Annotated in this window: 16 protein-coding genes and 1 tRNA gene; 11 read left to right on the top strand and 6 right to left on the bottom strand. The window is 64.5% G+C overall.

Annotation, left to right across the window (positions count from 1 at the left end):
* Nucleotides 1-140 precede the first annotated feature (140 nt).
* From hscB to AC07ZH_RS06290, 10 genes are all read left to right on the top strand, one after another.
* Nucleotides 141-659: a Fe-S protein assembly co-chaperone HscB gene (hscB, locus tag AC07ZH_RS06335; protein ID WP_495199011.1), complete on the top strand. Its 519-nt coding sequence runs from the start codon at nucleotides 141-143 to the stop codon at nucleotides 657-659.
* A 64-nt stretch (nucleotides 660-723) separates the two neighbouring features.
* Entirely contained in the window at nucleotides 724-2,613 is a 1,890-nt protein-coding gene (gene hscA, locus AC07ZH_RS06330; protein ID WP_495199010.1) for a Fe-S protein assembly chaperone HscA, read from the top strand.
* A gap of 17 nt (nucleotides 2,614-2,630) precedes the next feature.
* Nucleotides 2,631-2,969, top strand: a complete 339-nt coding sequence (fdx, locus tag AC07ZH_RS06325) for an ISC system 2Fe-2S type ferredoxin (protein WP_495199009.1) — start codon at nucleotides 2,631-2,633, stop codon at nucleotides 2,967-2,969.
* Between the two features lie 22 nt (nucleotides 2,970-2,991).
* Nucleotides 2,992-3,702 carry a DNA polymerase III subunit epsilon gene (dnaQ, locus tag AC07ZH_RS06320; protein WP_495199008.1) on the top strand — a complete coding sequence of 237 codons (711 nt, stop codon included), beginning with the start codon at nucleotides 2,992-2,994 and terminating at the stop codon, nucleotides 3,700-3,702.
* A gap of 39 nt (nucleotides 3,703-3,741) precedes the next feature.
* Nucleotides 3,742-3,816: transfer RNA gene (locus tag AC07ZH_RS06315), tRNA-Val, on the top strand.
* A 113-nt stretch (nucleotides 3,817-3,929) separates the two neighbouring features.
* Nucleotides 3,930-4,979: a histone deacetylase family protein gene (locus AC07ZH_RS06310; protein ID WP_495199007.1), complete on the top strand. Its 1,050-nt coding sequence runs from the start codon at nucleotides 3,930-3,932 to the stop codon at nucleotides 4,977-4,979.
* A gap of 39 nt (nucleotides 4,980-5,018) precedes the next feature.
* Nucleotides 5,019-6,125, top strand: coding sequence for an NAD(P)/FAD-dependent oxidoreductase (locus AC07ZH_RS06305; RefSeq protein WP_495199006.1), 1,107 nt, complete (start codon nucleotides 5,019-5,021; stop codon nucleotides 6,123-6,125).
* Nucleotides 6,126-6,252: 127 nt separating this feature from the next.
* On the top strand, nucleotides 6,253-6,564 hold the full coding sequence (locus AC07ZH_RS06300) for a DUF883 family protein (RefSeq protein WP_119107695.1): 312 nt from the start codon (nucleotides 6,253-6,255) through the stop codon (nucleotides 6,562-6,564).
* Nucleotides 6,565-6,590: 26 nt separating this feature from the next.
* A complete protein-coding gene (locus tag AC07ZH_RS06295) occupies nucleotides 6,591-6,986 on the top strand; it encodes a phage holin family protein (RefSeq protein WP_495199005.1) in 396 nt (131 codons plus the stop codon).
* Entirely contained in the window at nucleotides 6,983-7,303 is a 321-nt protein-coding gene (locus AC07ZH_RS06290; RefSeq protein WP_495199004.1) for a hypothetical protein, read from the top strand. The genes AC07ZH_RS06295 and AC07ZH_RS06290 overlap by 4 nt, the downstream gene beginning before the upstream one ends.
* Nucleotides 7,304-7,327: 24 nt before the next feature.
* On the opposite strand, the gene AC07ZH_RS06285 is transcribed toward AC07ZH_RS06290, so the two are convergent.
* A complete protein-coding gene (locus AC07ZH_RS06285) occupies nucleotides 7,328-8,386 on the bottom strand; it encodes a quinone-dependent dihydroorotate dehydrogenase (protein WP_495199003.1) in 1,059 nt (352 codons plus the stop codon).
* 36 nt (nucleotides 8,387-8,422) lie between these two features.
* Here AC07ZH_RS06285 and rpiA point away from each other — a divergent pair, with 36 nt between their 5' ends.
* Nucleotides 8,423-9,112 carry a ribose-5-phosphate isomerase RpiA gene (rpiA, locus tag AC07ZH_RS06280; RefSeq protein ID WP_119107691.1) on the top strand — a complete coding sequence of 230 codons (690 nt, stop codon included), beginning with the start codon at nucleotides 8,423-8,425 and terminating at the stop codon, nucleotides 9,110-9,112.
* Nucleotides 9,113-9,114: 2 nt separating this feature from the next.
* On the opposite strand, the gene AC07ZH_RS06275 is transcribed toward rpiA, so the two are convergent.
* The 5 genes from AC07ZH_RS06275 to AC07ZH_RS06255 form a co-directional block, all read right to left on the bottom strand.
* The gene (locus AC07ZH_RS06275; protein ID WP_495199002.1) at nucleotides 9,115-9,774 is read right to left on the bottom strand and encodes a glutaredoxin family protein; all 660 of its coding nucleotides are present in this window, start codon (nucleotides 9,772-9,774) and stop codon (nucleotides 9,115-9,117) included.
* A gap of 71 nt (nucleotides 9,775-9,845) precedes the next feature.
* Nucleotides 9,846-11,876: a M3 family metallopeptidase gene (locus AC07ZH_RS06270; protein ID WP_495199001.1), complete on the bottom strand. Its 2,031-nt coding sequence runs from the start codon at nucleotides 11,874-11,876 to the stop codon at nucleotides 9,846-9,848.
* 59 nt (nucleotides 11,877-11,935) lie between these two features.
* Complete coding sequence (gene folD, locus AC07ZH_RS06265) at nucleotides 11,936-12,787, bottom strand: bifunctional methylenetetrahydrofolate dehydrogenase/methenyltetrahydrofolate cyclohydrolase FolD (protein ID WP_495199060.1); 852 nt, start codon at nucleotides 12,785-12,787, stop codon at nucleotides 11,936-11,938.
* A 69-nt stretch (nucleotides 12,788-12,856) separates the two neighbouring features.
* Entirely contained in the window at nucleotides 12,857-13,483 is a 627-nt protein-coding gene (locus AC07ZH_RS06260; RefSeq protein WP_119107687.1) for a response regulator transcription factor, read from the bottom strand.
* Nucleotides 13,480-16,041 (bottom strand): PAS domain-containing sensor histidine kinase, encoded by a 2,562-nt coding sequence (locus AC07ZH_RS06255; protein ID WP_495199000.1) that lies wholly within the window; start codon nucleotides 16,039-16,041, stop codon nucleotides 13,480-13,482. The genes AC07ZH_RS06260 and AC07ZH_RS06255 overlap by 4 nt, the downstream gene beginning before the upstream one ends.
* Nucleotides 16,042-16,120: the final 79 nt, after the last annotated feature.

The raw sequence follows: 16,120 nt of genomic DNA, 5'->3' as shown, positions 1-16,120 counted from the left end.
CCGCTTCCCCCTTCTCTCGGCTTCGCTGGGAAGGGGGACACCACCGGCGCTGCGGGGCGGCCCTTGCGCGGTGGTCGCTGGTTGGGGATCACGTCCCAGGTGTTGGCCAGCGACCCATACGAACACAGCAATACGCGGGCATGAACCTCCAATCCGACGATTTCGAACTGTTTGGCGTGGAGCGCCGCTTCGCCCAGGAGCGGGCGCAACTCGACGCGCGCTGGAAGGAACTGCAGCGCCAGGCCCACCCAGACCGCTTTGCGTCCGAGGGCGCCGCCGCGCAGCGCGTGGCCATGCAGTGGTCGGTGCGCATCAACGAGGCGTACCAGCGGCTCAAGGATCCGCTCGCCCGCGCCGCCTATCTGTGCGAACTCGGTGGGGCGCCGGTGCGGGCCGAAGACAACACGTCCATGCCGACACAATTCCTGATGCAGCAGATGGAGTGGCGCGAGGCACTGGACGACGCCCACGACGCGCAGCAGATCGATGCCCTGGGCCTGGTGGTCAAGAACGCCGAGCGCGATGCGCTGGCACGGTGCGCCGCCTTGCTCGACGAAGCGCACGACCATGCCGGGGCCGCGCAGCAGGTCAGAGCCCTCATGTTCCTTGCACGTTTTGCGCGCAGCGTGGAGCAACGCGCCGATCAACTGGGACAATAGGCGGTTGCCCGGCAGGCCGCTTCGTATGCGGTGGCCCCGGCGTTTTCGATCACGACAGGATTCCATGGCGCTGCTGCAGATCTCCGAACCCGGCCAATCCCCCAAGCCCCACCAGCGGCGCTTGGCGGTAGGCATTGACTTGGGCACCACGTATTCCCTGGTGGCGGCGGTGCGCAATGGCGTGGCCGATTGCCTGCCCGACGCGCAGGGCAGGGTGCTGCTCCCCTCTGTCGTGCGCTACCCTGAAGCCGGCGGGCGCCAGATCGGCTATGACGCTGTCCCTTTTTTGCAGCAGGATGCCGCCAACACCATTGCCTCGGTCAAGCGCTTCATGGGGCGCGGCCGGGGCGATATTGCGGTAGCCGATAAATTGCCTTATGCGCTGGAGCACGGCGAAGAAGCCGACGCCGCCAGCGGCGGGCCTTCGGCTGGCATGCTGCGCATTGCCACCGCGCAGGGCGCCAAGTCGCCCGTCGAAGTGAGCGCGGAAATCCTCGCCACACTGCGCCAGCGTGCCGAAGACAGCTTTGACGACGAGCTGTACGGCGCAGTCATCACCGTACCGGCCTATTTCGACGACGCGCAGCGCCAGGCCACCAAGGATGCAGCGCGCCTGGCCGGCATCGACGTGCTGCGCCTCATCAACGAACCCACGGCGGCAGCCATTGCCTACGGCCTCGACAACGCCAGCGAAGGCGTCTACGCCGTGTACGACCTGGGCGGCGGCACTTTCGACATTTCCATTCTTCGCCTCGCGCAAGGCGTGTTCGAAGTGTTGGCCACGGGCGGTGATTCGGCCCTGGGCGGCGACGATTACGACGCCGCCCTGGCCGATTGGGTGCTGGCGCAGACCGGCACCTTGCTGGCCAGCCCTTCCGACAAAGGTGCTGCTCGCGTGGCCGCCAGACAGTGCAAAGAGGCCTTGACTGCTAGCAATATTGGAGCATTCAACGCAGACCTATCAAGCGCTAGCGTGCATTTTGACGTCAAACTTTCAGAGTTTGACGCAGCCACTGCGCCGCTCACCGCCCGCAGCCTGGCCGTGGTCCGCCGCGTGCTGCGCGACGCGCGGCTCACTCCCGCCGACGTCAAGGGCGTCGTCATGGTCGGCGGCGCCACGCGCATGCCCCAGGTGCAGCGCGCGGTGGCCGATTTCTTTGGCCAGCAGCCGCTCACCAACCTGAACCCCGACGAAGTCGTGGCCCTGGGCGCCGCTGTGCAGGCGAACCAGTTGGCCGGAAACGCGGGCGCCGAAGACCTGCTGCTGCTCGACGTGATTCCGCTCTCCCTGGGCCTGGAGACCATGGGCGGCCTGGTCGAGCGCATCATTTCGCGCAACGAAACCATTCCCACCGCCAAGGCGCAGGACTTCACCACCTTCAAGGATGGGCAGACCGCGCTGGCGATCCACGTCGTGCAGGGCGAGCGCGACCTGGTGCAGGATTGCCGCAGCCTGGCGCGCTTTGAACTGCGCGGTATTCCGCCCATGACGGCCGGCGCGGCGCGCATCCGCGTTACCTTCACCGTGGACGCCGACGGCCTGCTGAGCGTGAACGCACGCGAACAGACCAGCGGGGTTGAAGCGCGCATCGACGTGAAGCCCTCGTACGGTCTCAGCGACGAAGAAATCACCCGCATGCTGCAAGAAGGTTTTGCCACGGCGTCCGAGGACATGCGCGCCCGTGCCGTCGCCGAGGCGCGGGTGGACGCCGAGCGCCTGCTGGCGGCCACGGCCAGCGCGCTCGCTGTGGACGGCGATCTGCTGGAGCCGCCCGAGCGCGCCAACATCGACGCCTGTAGGCGCCAGCTCGACACCGCCCGCGCAGGCAGCGATGCTGCGGCCATCGAAGCCGCCACCCAGGCCCTGGCCGCAAGCACCGAGGCCTTTGCCGCCGAGCGCATGAACCGCAGCATCCACGATGCGCTGGCCGGCAAGCGCATCGACACCCTTTGACCACCGAGACCCGATTCATGCCCGTCATCAAAGTCCTGCCGCACCCGGAATACTGCCCGAACGGAGCCGAGATCACGGCGCCCGCCGGCACCACCATCTGCGAGGCCCTGCTGGAGAACCATATCAACATCGAGCATGCCTGCGACATGAGTTGCGCCTGCACCACCTGCCATGTGGTGGTGCGCGCCGGCTACAGCTCGCTCAACGATGCCGAGGAAGAAGAAGAAGACCTGCTCGACCGCGCCTGGGGGCTGGAGCCGCAGTCGCGTCTCTCGTGCCAGGCCATTCTGGCGGCAAGCGACGTGACGGTGGAGATTCCCAAATACTCCATCAACCACGCCAAGGAAAACCACTGATGGACCAGGCGAGGGCGCAACCATGAGCCGGCAAATCATCCTCGACACCGAAACCACGGGCCTCTCGGCCGAGGCGGGCGACCGCGTCATCGAGATCGGCTGCGTCGAGCTGTTCAACCGCAAGCTCACCGGGCGCCATTTCCACTATTACCTGAACCCCGGCCGCGACAGCCACGAAGACGCACTCAAGGTCCACGGCATCAGCAACGAGTTTCTGCGCGACAAGCCGCGCTTTGAGGCCGTGGCTGCGGAATTCCTCGACTACGTGCGCGGTGCAGAAGTCATCATCCACAACGCGGCGTTCGACGTCAGCTTCCTGAACAAGGAACTCGAACTCGCCGGCCTGCCGCCTTTTGCGGCCCATGTCGAGAGCGTCACCGACACCCTCGCCATGGCCAAGGAGCTGTACCCCGGCAAACGCAACTCGCTCGACGCCCTGTGCGACCGCCTCGGCGTGGACAACTCCAGCCGCACCCTGCACGGTGCGCTGCTTGATGCCGAGCTGCTGGCCGACGTGTACATCAACCTGACGCGTGGCCAAGAGGCCTTGCTGATCGCCGAAGACAGCGCGCCAGGCAGCGAGTTCCACGTGGCCGCGTTCGACCTGCGCACGCTCAGCTTGCGCGTGGTTCCCGCGAGCGAGGGCGAGCTCACGGCGCATCAGGCGGTGCTGGCCGAGATTGACAAAGCCAGTGGTGGAAAAACAGTCTGGAAAATGGATTTAGCCACCTAAAGCTGTGCCATAATAGCGGGCTGATAGCAAACGCAATCAGGGCGATTAGCTCAGGGGTAGAGCACTGCATTCACACTGCAGGGGTCGCAAGTTCGAAACTTGCATCGCCCACCAGAAAACCCATTAAAAGCGCCGTGAGGAAACTCCCGGTGCTTTTTTTTTGGCGCACGCACGCGGCGAATGCGGGCCCACTGGGCAGCCGCCTGTGGCCGCGCCACAATGTGCCCATGATTGCCTACTGGAACCCCCTGCACACCGGACACGCGCCCGCGCACGAATTTTTTCGTGGCGACAAGGTGGCGTGCTTCGAAACCCCGGCGCGCGCCGACTTTGTGCTCTCTGCCTTGCAAGGCGCTGGCCACGAGCTGCGCAAGCCTGACCAGGACGGCGCCAGCGCGCTGGCGCAGATTCACGGTGACCGCTACCTCGATTTCCTGCGCACCGCCTGGTCGCAGTGGCTCTCGCTGGACCCTCAGAATGAGCAGCGCCAGCCTTTCCCTTCGGTCTGGCCGGTGCGCAGCCTGCGCAGCGATATCGAGCCGGTGAACTTCGTTGCGCGGCTCGGCCTGTACTCGATGGACAACGGCTCGCCGCTGGCGCACGGCACCTGGGCGGCCGCGCGTGAGGGGGTGGATGTGGCGGCCAGCGCGGCGCATGCCGTGGCGCAAGGTGCGCGCGCCGCATTCTGTGTGTCGCGCCCGCCGGGCCACCATGCCGGGCGTGACTTCATGGGGGGCTACTGCTTTCTCAACAATGCCGCCATCGCTGCGCAGACGTTGCGCAACCTTGAGTTTGAGCGCGTGGCGGTGCTGGACGTGGACTACCACCACGGCAATGGCACGCAAAGCATCTTCTACGAGCGCTCGGACGTATTTTTTGCCAGCATCCACGGCGATCCGCTGACCGAATACCCGTTTTACCTGGGCTATGCGGATGAGACGGGGGAAGGCGAGGGCGCTGGCTGCAACCTCAACCTGCCGCTGCCGGCAGGCAGCAGCGTTGCCGCCTGGTTCGAGGCGCTGGAGATTGCCTGCAAACGCCTCGGCAAATGGGGGGCCACTGCGCTCGTGGTGTCGCTCGGGCTCGATACCTTTGAAGGCGATCCGATTTCGCACTTTGCTCTGGCAGCGGGCGATTTCGTGCGGCTTGGCGAGCGGCTGGCGCGCTTGGGGCTGCCCACCGTCTTTGTGCTCGAAGGCGGTTATGCCGCTGCCGAACTTGGTCACAACGCCCTGTGCGTGGTGAATGGGTTTGAAGCGGTTGCCGGCACCGCATGAGTCGCTCGGACGGGAAATGAGCGACACGGAGGTTTCCGAGTGAGGGAACAGGTGGAGTGCGTGGTCGTGGGGGCGGGCGTCGTGGGCCTGGCGGTGGCGCGTGCGCTGGCCATGCAGGGGCGTGAGGTGCTGGTGCTGGAGGCCGCGCAGGCCATTGGCACCGGCACCAGTTCGCGCAGCAGCGAGGTAATTCATGCGGGCATCTATTACCCCACCGGCTCGCTCAAGGCGCGGCTGTGCGTGCGCGGGCGCGCGTTGCTGGTGGCCTTTTGCGACCGCCACGGCGTAGAGCACCGCCGGACTGGCAAATTCATTGTTGCCACGTCGGCCAGTCAATTGCCCGCCCTCGAAGCGGCCAACTTGCAGGCGCAGGCCAATGGCGTGCGCGATCTGCAATGGCTCGATGCCGCGCAGGCGCGTGCACTCGAGCCCGCGCTGGTCTGCGAAGCGGCGCTGCTCTCGCCTTCCACGGGCATTGTGGACAGCCATGCTCTGATGCTGGCGCTGCAGGGCGACGTGGAGCGTCACGGTGGATTTTTAGTGAAAAATACGGCTCTAACGCATGTTCAGCAAGCGGGGAGTGCTGTTTTTATGAGAGCATCAGACGACACGGAGTTTGAGACGCGCATGCTGGTGAATGCGGCCGGTTTGTCGGCGCCGTGGCTAGCCCAGCACTTTGAAGGCTTGGCGCCAGAGCACATCCCTACGCCGCAGTACGCCAAGGGCAACTATTTTTCCTTGAGCGGCCAGGCGCCGTTTTCTCGCCTGATCTACCCGGTGCCGGAAGCAGCAGGGTTGGGCGTGCACCTTACCCTGGACCTGGGTGGACAGGCCAGGTTCGGGCCGGACGTGCAATGGGTGGACGCGCCGGACGACCTGGCAGTGGATGTGCAGCGTGGCGATGCTTTTTACGCCGAAATTCGCAAATACTGGCCGGCACTTCCCGACAACAGCCTGGCGCCTGCGTACGCCGGCATACGGCCGAAAATTGCATTCGGCGCTTCGGTGTGCAGCGACTTCGTTATTCAGGGGCCCCAGGTGCATGGTGTCGCGGGGCTCGTCAACCTCTTTGGGATCGAGTCGCCTGGCTTGACCAGTGCCCTGGCGATTGGCGAGCATGTCGCGGTTTTGTGTAAGAGCTGGTAGGCCTCACCTGTCAGACAGTGACGCAATCGGCTGGCGCTGCGCCCATTCGTCGCTAAGATGGGACGACAAGCATCGGTGAGGGCCATAAGGCCCATCAGCACGGTTTTTATTCAAGAAAGGGCACACCATGGCACATTCCGCATCCGACACACTCTCCAGCACCCAGCACGAGCTTGAAAAACTCGTGTCCGACCTGCGCGGTCTGATTTCCAACCGCGACCTCGACAGCGTGCCCGAGATTCGCGCGCTGCGCCAACGCCTGGACGATGGCATGCAGATGGTGCGTGACTCGACCGTGCGCGCGGCGCAGGAAGCAGCGCGTCAGGCCAAGGACGCTGCCCTTGCAGCCGATCGCTACGCGCACGACGAGCCTTGGCAAGTCGCAGGCGCCGCGCTGGCGGTAGGTGCTGTGATCGGCTTTCTGCTCTCGCGCCGCTAAGCGCTGCACCGCTTGCAGGAAAACCCATGGATTGGTTAGCGCTTTTAGGCCTTGGTGCCTTCGTGGACCGCTGGCGCGCCCACGCCATTGAGGCGGCGATTGCGGTAGAGGACAGAACCACGCTGTTCCGGCTGGAGTTGCGCGACTACAGGCGCAGCCTGGCCCTGATCGTGGGGCTGACCATTGCGGCTGCCGCTTTGACGGTGGTGGCGCTGACCGTGCTCTCTGGGGCCATCATGGTGCATTTTTGGGAGACATCCGAACGCATTACCGCCGCTTGGTCAGTGGCTGGGCTTTGGGTGCTGCTGTGGGCTGTAGCGGTTGCGGCACTATGGTCTACGGCGCGCAAGGCAGGCAATGGTTTTGCGCTGACGCGCCAGGAACTGGGCCGAGACTGGCAAGACATCAAGGAACGCCTATGACCGCCGCCAGCACCCCCCCTGCCGTGGCGGCCAATGCGGAGCAGCAGCAGGTGCTCGATCGCATTGCCGCGCAGCGCCTGCGCCTGCGTGAGCGCAGAGCCCGACGCGCCCAAGCGGTAGCGGCAGCGCGCGAGGCCCAGCAGATGGCAGGCTTGGGGCCAGACGCTTCCCTCGTTTCACGCTTGGCCGTTTTTGCACGCCTGCATCCGGTTGCGGTGACCGTAGCTGCCGCCACTGCGGTGGCGGTGGGCCCCAAACGCGTGCTGCGCTGGGTGGGTGTCGCCATGCCCATGCTGATGCGGCTTCGCAGCCGATAAGTCGCCAGAGGCTTGCCGCGAAACTTACCGCGGCATGGCTTTGATGGCCTGGGCGGCGCGGCCCACCAGTGCTGGGCCTTGGTAGATCAAGCCGGTATAAATCTGCACCACATCCGCCCCGGCGCGGATTTTTTCGACCGCGTCGTCCGCGCTCAGGATGCCGCCCACGCCAATGATGGGAAAGGCTGCGCCCAGTTCCGCGCGCAGCAGGCGGATGACGCGGTTGCTGGCCTCCCGCACCGGCGCACCACTCAGGCCGCCCATCTCTTGCGCGTGTGGCAAGCCCTTGACCGCCTCGCGCGAGACGGTGGTGTTGGTGGCAATGACGCCATCCATGCCATGCTGCAGGAGGCTGTTGGCGATAGAGCGCACCTGGGCTTCGTCCAGGTCGGGCGCAATCTTGATGAATATCGGAACACGTTTCGCGCCTGGGCGCGCAGCGAGCATTTCGCGCCGCTCGGCCAGCGCCAGCAACAGGCCGTCGAGTGCTGCGTCGGACTGCAGCGCGCGCAGGTTCTGGGTGTTGGGGGAACTGATGTTCACCGCCACGTAGTCAGCGTGCGGGTACACACCTTCGAGCCCGATAAGGTAGTCTGCCGTGGCGTCTTCGATCGGCGTGCTGGCATTCTTGCCAATATTGAGGCCAAGGCGCATGGCACTGTGCTGGCCGCTTTTGCGGCAGCGGGCACGCTGCACGTTGTCAAGGAATGCGGCCAGACCGTCGTTGTTGAAACCCAGCCGGTTGATGAGGGCCTGGGCCTGGGGCAGGCGAAACATGCGCGGTTTAGGGTTGCCAGGCTGGGGGCGGGGGGTCACCGTGCCCACTTCGACAAAGCCGAAGCCCATGGCTGCGAGCGCATCGATGCAGCGCGCATTTTTGTCCAGTCCAGCGGCCAGGCCCACACGGTTCGGGAACGTGAGCCCTGCGAGGGTGATAGGGTCGTCGACAGTGCTGGCGCACCAGCCCAATTGCAAGGGCGTTCCCTGGCCGCGCGCCAGGGCGCTCAGAGTGAGGTCGTGGGCGGCTTCGGGGTCGAGGCCAAACAAAAAGGGGCGTGCGAGGGAATAGGGAATCAGGGGCATGGCGATAATTCAGGCTTCAACCCCCGATTCTCCGCCATGACACCTTCTCCTACTCCGACCCAAGACGAACTCAAAACCCAGGTGGCACAAGCCGCACTGGCCTATTTGGTGCCGGGCGACATCATCGGCGTGGGCACGGGCTCGACGGTCAACAAGTTCATTGAAGCGCTGGCCGGCATCAAGCAGAACGTACGGGCCGCCGTATCGAGCTCGGAGGCCAGCACCGAGCGCCTGCGCGCGCTGGGCATCACGGTGCTGGACGCGAACGATGTCGAGCGTTTGTCGGTCTACGTGGACGGCGCAGACGAGATCGACGGCAGCGGCTGCATGGTCAAGGGCGGCGGTGCGGCGCTGACGCGCGAGAAGATTGTCGCAGCGCTTGCCGATCGCTTTATTTGCATTGCCGACGAATCCAAGCTGGTGGCCAGGCTTGGCGCATTTCCCCTGCCGGTGGAAGTCGTCCCCATGGCCACGGCGCATGTGGTGCGGCGGTTTCGCGCCATGGGCGGCACGGCCAGCCTGCGCATGCGGGGAAGCGCACCGCTCGTGACCGACAACGGCCAGCACATTCTCGATGTGCGCGGGTTGACGATTGAGGATCCGTTGGCAATGGAGTCGGCCATTAACCAGTGGCCAGGCGTCGTCACCGTGGGCATTTTTGCCCACCAGCGTGCCCAGGTGTGCTTGCTTGGCACGCCCTCAGGCGTGCGCACCATTCAATATTGAGGTCAGAACTGGATGCCTGCCGGATTGGAGGGCGTAGGCCCAGAAGGTGCTGCAGTGGGTGGACGCTGCCGGGGGCGTGCGGTGGTGGCGGCGGCTGCCGGTTTGGATGCTGCCTGCGCGGGTGTGACCGCGACCAGGGGCATTGGCGCGGCGCGGCGGTAGTTGGCAGGCAACTGCGATTGCTTGGGGTAGCCGGCAGCATCCAGGTACTGTGCCCATTCGGTGGCTGAGTAACCCGAAAGCTGCTGCCCGCCGATGGTGGCAAAAGGCAGATTGGTGTTGCCGCTCAGGCGCTGCAGGGCTTCCACATCCTCATTGGTATTCACGGTGCGCTCGGAAAAGGGAATGCCGCGCGTGGACAGCATGCTGCGTGCACTGTCGCACGGTGCGCATTTGTCGCCGGAATACAGCGTGACGGGAAAACGCTGTGCCACCTGGCGCAGATCGAAGGGCAGGGTGGACGTGCTGGTTGCAGACTCGGTTGGCGTGACCGTGCTGGTGTGCGCACCGGGCTGGGCCACCTCGGGTGCGCGATCGGAAAAGGTCACTTTGCCGTCAGGCCCGACGATGCGGTACACCGGCTGGGCCTGCACGCTTGCAGCAACGACCAGTGCGGCTAGCGCCAGGATCGAGGGAATCCAGACCGTGCGTGAAACTGTCATCAAGCGTCTCCTGATTGCCAAAACCAATAGGGGGATTCTTGCACCGAAATTCGGCCCTGGGCGCGAATGCCTCAGGCCATGCCCTGGTGGCGCAGCAAGGCGTCCAGGCTGGGCTCACGGCCGCGGAACGCCTTGAACGACTCCATCGCCGGGCGGCTGCCGCCTGATTCCAGAATGGCCTCGCGGTAGCGGCGGCCGGTTTCCGGGTTGGGCAGGCCGTCGGCGCCGGTGGTTTCCTCGAAGGCTGCATAGGCGTCGGCGGAGAGGACTTCGGCCCACTTGTAGCTGTAATAGCCTGCGGCATAGCCGCCGGCGAAGATATGGCTGAAGGTGTGCGCCGTGCGGCTGAAGGCCGGCGGCTGCAACACGGCCACCTCGGCACGCACCAGGTCGAGCAGCGGCATGAAATCCTGCGCCGGGTCGTGTTCTGTGTGCAGCAGCATGTCAAACAGGGCGAACTCGATTTGCCGGAGCGTTTGCATGCCGCTCTGGAAATTCTTCGCGGCAATCATCTTGTCGAACAGACTGCGGGGCAGCGGCGCGCCCGTGTCGGCGTGGGCTGTCATGTGGCGCAGCACGTCCCATTCCCAGCAGAAGTTCTCCATGAACTGGCTGGGGAGTTCGACCGCATCCCATTCGACTCCGGCAATGCCGGAAACGTCGCGTTCGTTCACCTGCGTGAGCATGTGCTGCAGGCCGTGGCCAAACTCGTGGAACAGGGTGATGACGTCGTCGTGCGTGAGCAGTGCAGGCTTGCCTTCGCTGCCAGCGGAGAAGTTGCACACCAGGTAGGCGACGGGTGTTTGCAGCGCGCCGGTATCGGGCCGCAGCCAGCGGGTGCGTGCGTCGTCCATCCAGGCGCCACCCCGCTTGCCATTGCGCGCGGGCATGTCGAGGTAGAACTGGCCCACCAGACTGCCGGCGCGTTCGATGCGGTAGAACTGTACAGCCGGGTTCCAGACGGGCGCCTGGTCGGGGCGAATCGCCACCTCGAACAGGGTTTCGACAATCTTGAACAGCCCGGCAAGTACCGTGGGGGCCGGGAAATACTGGCGCAGCTCTTGCTCGCTGAAGGCGTAGCGCGCTTCCTTGAGTTGTTCAGAGATATAGGGCCAATCCCAGGGTTGCGGATCGGCAAGCGAGAGCTGCTCAGCGGCAAAAGCACGCAAATCCGATACGTCTTTCTCCGCGTACGGGCGAGCGCGTTGCCCCAGGTCGCGCAGAAAACTCACCACCTCGGCCGTCGATTGGGCCATCTTGGGGGTCACCGACACCTCGCCAAAATTGGCGTAGCCAAGCAAATGCGCTTCTTCCTGCCGCAGGGCGAGAATCTCACGGATCAGGGCGCTGTTATCAAAGCGCTGGGCTTCGCCCTCGGCCTGGTCAGAGGCGCGCGTGGCGTAGGCGCGGTACAGGACCTGGCGCAGGGCGCTGCTGCGGGCGAACTGCATGATGGGCAGGTACACCGGCATTTTGAGGCTGAGCTTGCAGCCGGCCTTGTCCTCGGCCTTCGCCGCGTCGCGGCAGGCCTGGATGACGTCTGCGGGGACGCCATCGAGTTCCTCCTCGGGTACGTAGTAGGCGAAGGAGTCGGTCGCATCGAGCGCGTTCTCGCTGAACTTCTGCTGCAGCTCGGCCATGCGCTCCTGGATCTGCGCGAAGCGCTCTTTCGCCGCTCCTGTGAGCTCGGCGCCCGACAGCACGAAATTGCGCACGGCGTTTTTCCAGGCCTGCAGTTGCTCGGCATTGAGGCTGGCAGGCGTGATGGCCTTGTACTTGGCGTACAGATGCTCATCGGCACCCAGGCGCGTCCAGAAGTCCGTCACGCGGGGCAGGGCAGCGTTGTAGGCGCCCCGCAGCTCGGGCGTGTCGGCGACGCTGTTCAGGTGGCTGACGACGCCCCAGGCGCGGCCCAGTTCTTCGGTGGCCACGTCCAGCACGCGGGCGATGGCGTTCCAGTTGGCGGGAAATTCGGGTGCCGTGACCGTTTGCAGCGCGGCATCGGCGCGCGCCAGCAGGGTGTCCATGGCGGGCGCGACATCCGTGGGCGCGATGCGGTCGAAGGCCGGCAGGCCGGAAAAGTCGAGAAGGGGATTGCTCATGCGGGTATAGATGGTGCCCGCAGGCGCGGGTTCAAGGAATATGAGGCGCTTGCAACACGTCACGCGGCCGCGCGTTCGGCGGCTTGCAGTGTGTTGACCAGCAGCATGGTCACGGTCATGGGGCCGACACCACCAGGCACGGGCGTGATCCAGCCGGCGACCTGCTTGACACCTTCGAAATCCACGTCGCCGCAGAGCTTTCCGGCGGCGTTGCGGTTCATGCCGATGTCGATGACCACCGCGCCAGGCTTGACCATGTCGGCCGTGACGGTGTTTTGCCGCCCGACTGCCGCGACGATGACGTCGGCCTGCAGCGTGTGGTGCTTGAGGTTGGCCGTGGCGCTGTGGCACACGGTGACGGTGGCGTTCTTTTGCAGCAGCATCAGCGCCATGGGCTTGCCGACGTTGTTGCTGCGCCCGATGACCACGGCATGCTTGCCGCGCAGGTCGATGCCCGTGCTCTCGATCAGCTTCATGCAGCCGTAAGGCGTGCACGACCAGAAACCGGGCGTGCCGGTGAGCAAAGCGCCGGCGCTGGCGACATGGAAGCCGTCCACGTCTTTCTCTGGCGCAATGGCTGCAATGACCTTTTGCGCGTCAATGTGCTTGGGCAATGGCAGTTGCACCAGAATGCCATGAATACGCGGGTCGGCGTTGAGCGCTGCAATGCGACTGAGCAGGTCGGCCTCGGTCAGGTCGGCGCCATAACGCTCCAGCACCGAATGAAAGCCTGCATCGGCGCAGGCCTGTACCTTTTTGCCCACGTACACCTGGCTTGCCGGGTCTTCGCCCACGAGCACCACGGCCAGGCCGGGTTGCGTACCGCGTGCAGTGAGTTCGGCGGTGCGGCGTGCCACATCGGCGCGCAGTTGCGCTGCGAGCGCGTTTCCATCAATGATCGTCGCCGTCATAAAAATATCAATCAAATTGGCCTCTAGCGCTTATTCTATATGCGCTGGCAGCTATATAAAAAGGAGCAATCAAGGGCGCGGAGCAGCCTGACCCAGTGCGATCTTGAGCAGGTCTGCCACGGTGTTGGCGCCGAGCTTTTCCATGATGTTGGCGCGGTGCGCCTCCACCGTCTTGATGCTGATACCCAGGTCGTCGGCGATCTGCTTGTTCAGCCGCCCGGCGACGATGCGCTCAAGCACCTGCGCTTCGCGCGTGGTGAGCTTGGAGAGCAAAGCCTCGCGGCTGGCCGCTTGCTGGTAGTCGGCGAAGGACTCGCGTGCACGCTCAAGCATACGGTCCACCAGAGTGAGCAGCGCTTCTTCATCAAAGGGCTTTTGAATGAAGTCGAGCGCGCCTTTCTTCATGGTGTCCACCGCCATGGGCACGTCGCCGTGGCCGGTGATGAACACGATGGGCAAGGGAGATTTGCGCTCAATGAGGCGTTCCTGCAACTCGAGCCCCGTCATGCCGCCCATGCGGATGTCGACGATCAGGCAGGCGACTTCACGCGGGTCGTAGCGCGCCAGAAAGGACTCGGCGGAATCAAAACATCGAACCCGGTAGTCTTTCCCTTCGAGCAGCCATTGCAGCGAATCACGCACCGCTTCGTCGTCGTCGACAACATAGACGGTACCTTTTTTGGGAATCAAACTCATGCAATTGTCCTTGGGGAGTCGGTGTTTGCTACAACATTTGTAGTGTCAATGGCAGGCGCAGCGAGCGGCAACCAGAAGGTGAAGCGGCAACCCGTAACCTCTGGGCCATTGTAAATGTTCTCTGCCCGCATCCTGCCCTGGTGCGACTCGACAATGCTGCGGCACAAGTTGAGCCCCATGCCCATGCCTTGCGTCTTGGTCGAGAAGAAGGCTTCAAACAGGCGCTCCAGCACTTCGGGGGCGAGGCCGCGTCCGCTGTCCTGTACGGAAAATTCGAGCCCTTCCACGCCATTCATCTGGCGCGGCACTACGCGCAGTTCCACGCTGCGCTGTGCCGGTGGGCGAGCGGCGTTGGCGATGGATTCGGCGCCGTTCTTCATCAAGTTGACCAGCACTTGCTCGATCAGGATGGAATCGGCCATGACAGGAGGCAGTCGTGCGGCAAGGTACTGCGTCAGGCGCACGTTGTTGCGGCGCAGTTCAATACCGGCCAGTTCGACAGCTTCGGCCACCATTTGCTCGGCGTTGGCGAGCTGGCGCTTGGGCTCGCTTTTCTTCACGAATTCGCGGATGCGCTGGATGATCTGGCCGGCGCGCTGCGCCTGGTGCGCTGTCTTCTCCAGCGCGGCCAGCAAGGCAGGCTCGGTGATTTGCCCGCTTTTGACGCGCGAGATGATGCCGCTGCAGTAGTTGCTGATGGCGGTGAGCGGCTGGTTGAGCTCATGCGCCACGCTGGATGCCATCTCGCCCATGGTGATCAGGCCGCTGACGGATTGGGCGCGCTCGGTCTGGCGCGCAGCCTGCGCTTCGGCCAGGCGGCGCGGCGTGATGTCGGTGGCAATCACCATTTGCGCCAGGCGCCCATCCACCCAACTCAAATAGCGAGAGCGCACTTCCAGCCACTTGCCCAGATCGGGCAGGAAGATTTCTGCGTTTTCGGTGTTGGCGCTGGTCAGGCTGTCGGTGGGCAGGCCCATCAGCGGGTCTTCGTCCGAGGGGTGGCCGGCATCACCGGCTGGCAATACGCCAGCCTGCGCCACGAGTTGCAAATGGCCGTCGGTCTGGGAGCCAAACCATTGGCGGTACAGCTTGTTGGCAAACAACAGCTCGGCACTGCCCAGCGGCGCGACCGAAACCGAGGCGTCCAGCGCTTCGAGCACGATCGTGAAGCGCTCGTGCGAGGCGGTGAGTTGCTCGCGGATGCGGTTGGGCTCGGTGATGTCGGTCATCGAAGTCATCCAGCCGGTCTGGCGGCCGCGCGCATCGATCAAGGGCGAGACGTAGAGCCGAGCGTCGAACACGGAGCCACTCTTGCGCCGCACCCGCACTTGGAAGCCGCCAGCGATGCTCTTGCCACTGAGCTCGTCCTGTAGCCGGGCGCGCAGCGTTTCGTGGTCGGAGTCGGGCCAGTAGGGAAAAGGGGGCATCTGGCCGACGAGTTCCTCTTCGGTCCAACCCGTCATTTGGCAAAAGGCGGCGTTGACGTAGGTGATTTGGCCGTTCAGGTCCAGCGCGCGCATGCCGGTGAGGACGGAATTTTCCATCGCACGGCGGAAATTCGTTTCCTGCACCAGTGCCTCCTGGGCCTGCATGCGCCGGCGCGTATGGCGCCAGGTGGCGATCAGCATCCAGGCCGTCATGGCGCTCAGCGCGCCTACCAGCCAGAACAGGCCGCTGCCCACCAACCCGAGCGAGGTGCGATAGGCCTGGGCGCGCAGCACCAGGCTATCGCCCACGGGCGAGACCGGCACCTGGTAGGCCGTGGTGCGGCGGTCACCCGGCATCCATTCGGGGGGCTCGCGTGGTGCCAGGGGCACGCCGGCGAGGACCTTGCCCTTGGCGTCAAGCAGCGTCATGGCATAACGGGCCAGCAGCTCGGTGGGCGTGCCATAGCGCAGCAGGTTGTCCACGGAATACTCCCCCAACACCACGCCAGCGAAATTGCCCTGCGCATTGATGGGGACCTGCAACTGTAGCAAGGGGACCGATTCGTCATCTGCCAGTGCAGGCTGGGAGTACACCGGCTGCTGCGTTGAACGTGACAGCGCGAACACGGTTTGCGTTTCGCCCTTGTGCAACACCTCGCCGGCCACGCGCACTTGGGCGCTTGTGATGGTCGGTGTCGCATGGCTCGCGAGGATGCGGCCGGTTTCGTCGATCCAGGTGATGGCCTGGAGCTCGGGGTATTGACCGATCAGAGCCTCGGCACGCTGGTGGAACTGGGGCAGCTCGATGTCCTTGTTGGACAGATCGCGCGCAATCCGCATCAACTGCTCCTGGCGCTCCAGCAAACGCAGCCGGATGCGCTGCTGCGCATATTCAACGTCGCGGCGCACCGCCTCCTGCTCGCGGTAGGCCTCTTCGACGCGCAAGTACCAAAAGGCCGCGACGATGGCCGCAAGAAACAACAGAACGGCCGCCAGCGGCGCCAGCGCAGCAAATCGGTCTTGCCGGTTGGGGGACAGGCTGCGCCACCAGGTGGCCCACCAGCGCGCCACCGCACTGCGCTGCGAGGGCGCACGGATCGGGGCCGGAGCTTGGGAAGTCTTCAAGGACATGGAGCGAGTGTAGAGGGGAGCGCGCTTCGTTTCTGGTAGTGGAAGTGGCTGATTGATTTCAAAATATCACAATATGAAA

The sequence above is a fragment of the Simplicispira sp. GW247-4R2A genome (assembly GCF_059424465.1).
Note: the sequence above shows the minus strand (reverse complement) of the source record. Positions and strands in the feature narration are given on the sequence as shown.

What these genes read in the sequence shown, in the direction of transcription:
- hscB (WP_495199011.1), top strand. Translation starts at nt 141, where the DNA reads ATGAACCTCCAATCCGACGATTTCGAACTGTTTGGCGTGGAGCGCCGC.
- hscA (WP_495199010.1), top strand. Translation starts at nt 724, where the DNA reads ATGGCGCTGCTGCAGATCTCCGAACCCGGCCAATCCCCCAAGCCCCAC.
- fdx (WP_495199009.1), top strand. Translation starts at nt 2,631, where the DNA reads ATGCCCGTCATCAAAGTCCTGCCGCACCCGGAATACTGCCCGAACGGA.
- dnaQ (WP_495199008.1), top strand. Translation starts at nt 2,992, where the DNA reads ATGAGCCGGCAAATCATCCTCGACACCGAAACCACGGGCCTCTCGGCC.
- AC07ZH_RS06310 (WP_495199007.1), top strand. Translation starts at nt 3,930, where the DNA reads ATGATTGCCTACTGGAACCCCCTGCACACCGGACACGCGCCCGCGCAC.
- AC07ZH_RS06300 (WP_119107695.1), top strand. Translation starts at nt 6,253, where the DNA reads ATGGCACATTCCGCATCCGACACACTCTCCAGCACCCAGCACGAGCTT.
- AC07ZH_RS06295 (WP_495199005.1), top strand. Translation starts at nt 6,591, where the DNA reads ATGGATTGGTTAGCGCTTTTAGGCCTTGGTGCCTTCGTGGACCGCTGG.
- AC07ZH_RS06290 (WP_495199004.1), top strand. Translation starts at nt 6,983, where the DNA reads ATGACCGCCGCCAGCACCCCCCCTGCCGTGGCGGCCAATGCGGAGCAG.
- AC07ZH_RS06285 (WP_495199003.1), bottom strand. Translation starts at nt 8,386, where the DNA reads ATGCCCCTGATTCCCTATTCCCTCGCACGCCCCTTTTTGTTTGGCCTC.
- rpiA (WP_119107691.1), top strand. Translation starts at nt 8,423, where the DNA reads ATGACACCTTCTCCTACTCCGACCCAAGACGAACTCAAAACCCAGGTG.
- AC07ZH_RS06275 (WP_495199002.1), bottom strand. Translation starts at nt 9,774, where the DNA reads ATGACAGTTTCACGCACGGTCTGGATTCCCTCGATCCTGGCGCTAGCC.
- AC07ZH_RS06270 (WP_495199001.1), bottom strand. Translation starts at nt 11,876, where the DNA reads ATGAGCAATCCCCTTCTCGACTTTTCCGGCCTGCCGGCCTTCGACCGC.
- folD (WP_495199060.1), bottom strand. Translation starts at nt 12,787, where the DNA reads ATGACGGCGACGATCATTGATGGAAACGCGCTCGCAGCGCAACTGCGC.
- AC07ZH_RS06260 (WP_119107687.1), bottom strand. Translation starts at nt 13,483, where the DNA reads ATGAGTTTGATTCCCAAAAAAGGTACCGTCTATGTTGTCGACGACGAC.
- AC07ZH_RS06255 (WP_495199000.1), bottom strand. Translation starts at nt 16,041, where the DNA reads ATGTCCTTGAAGACTTCCCAAGCTCCGGCCCCGATCCGTGCGCCCTCG.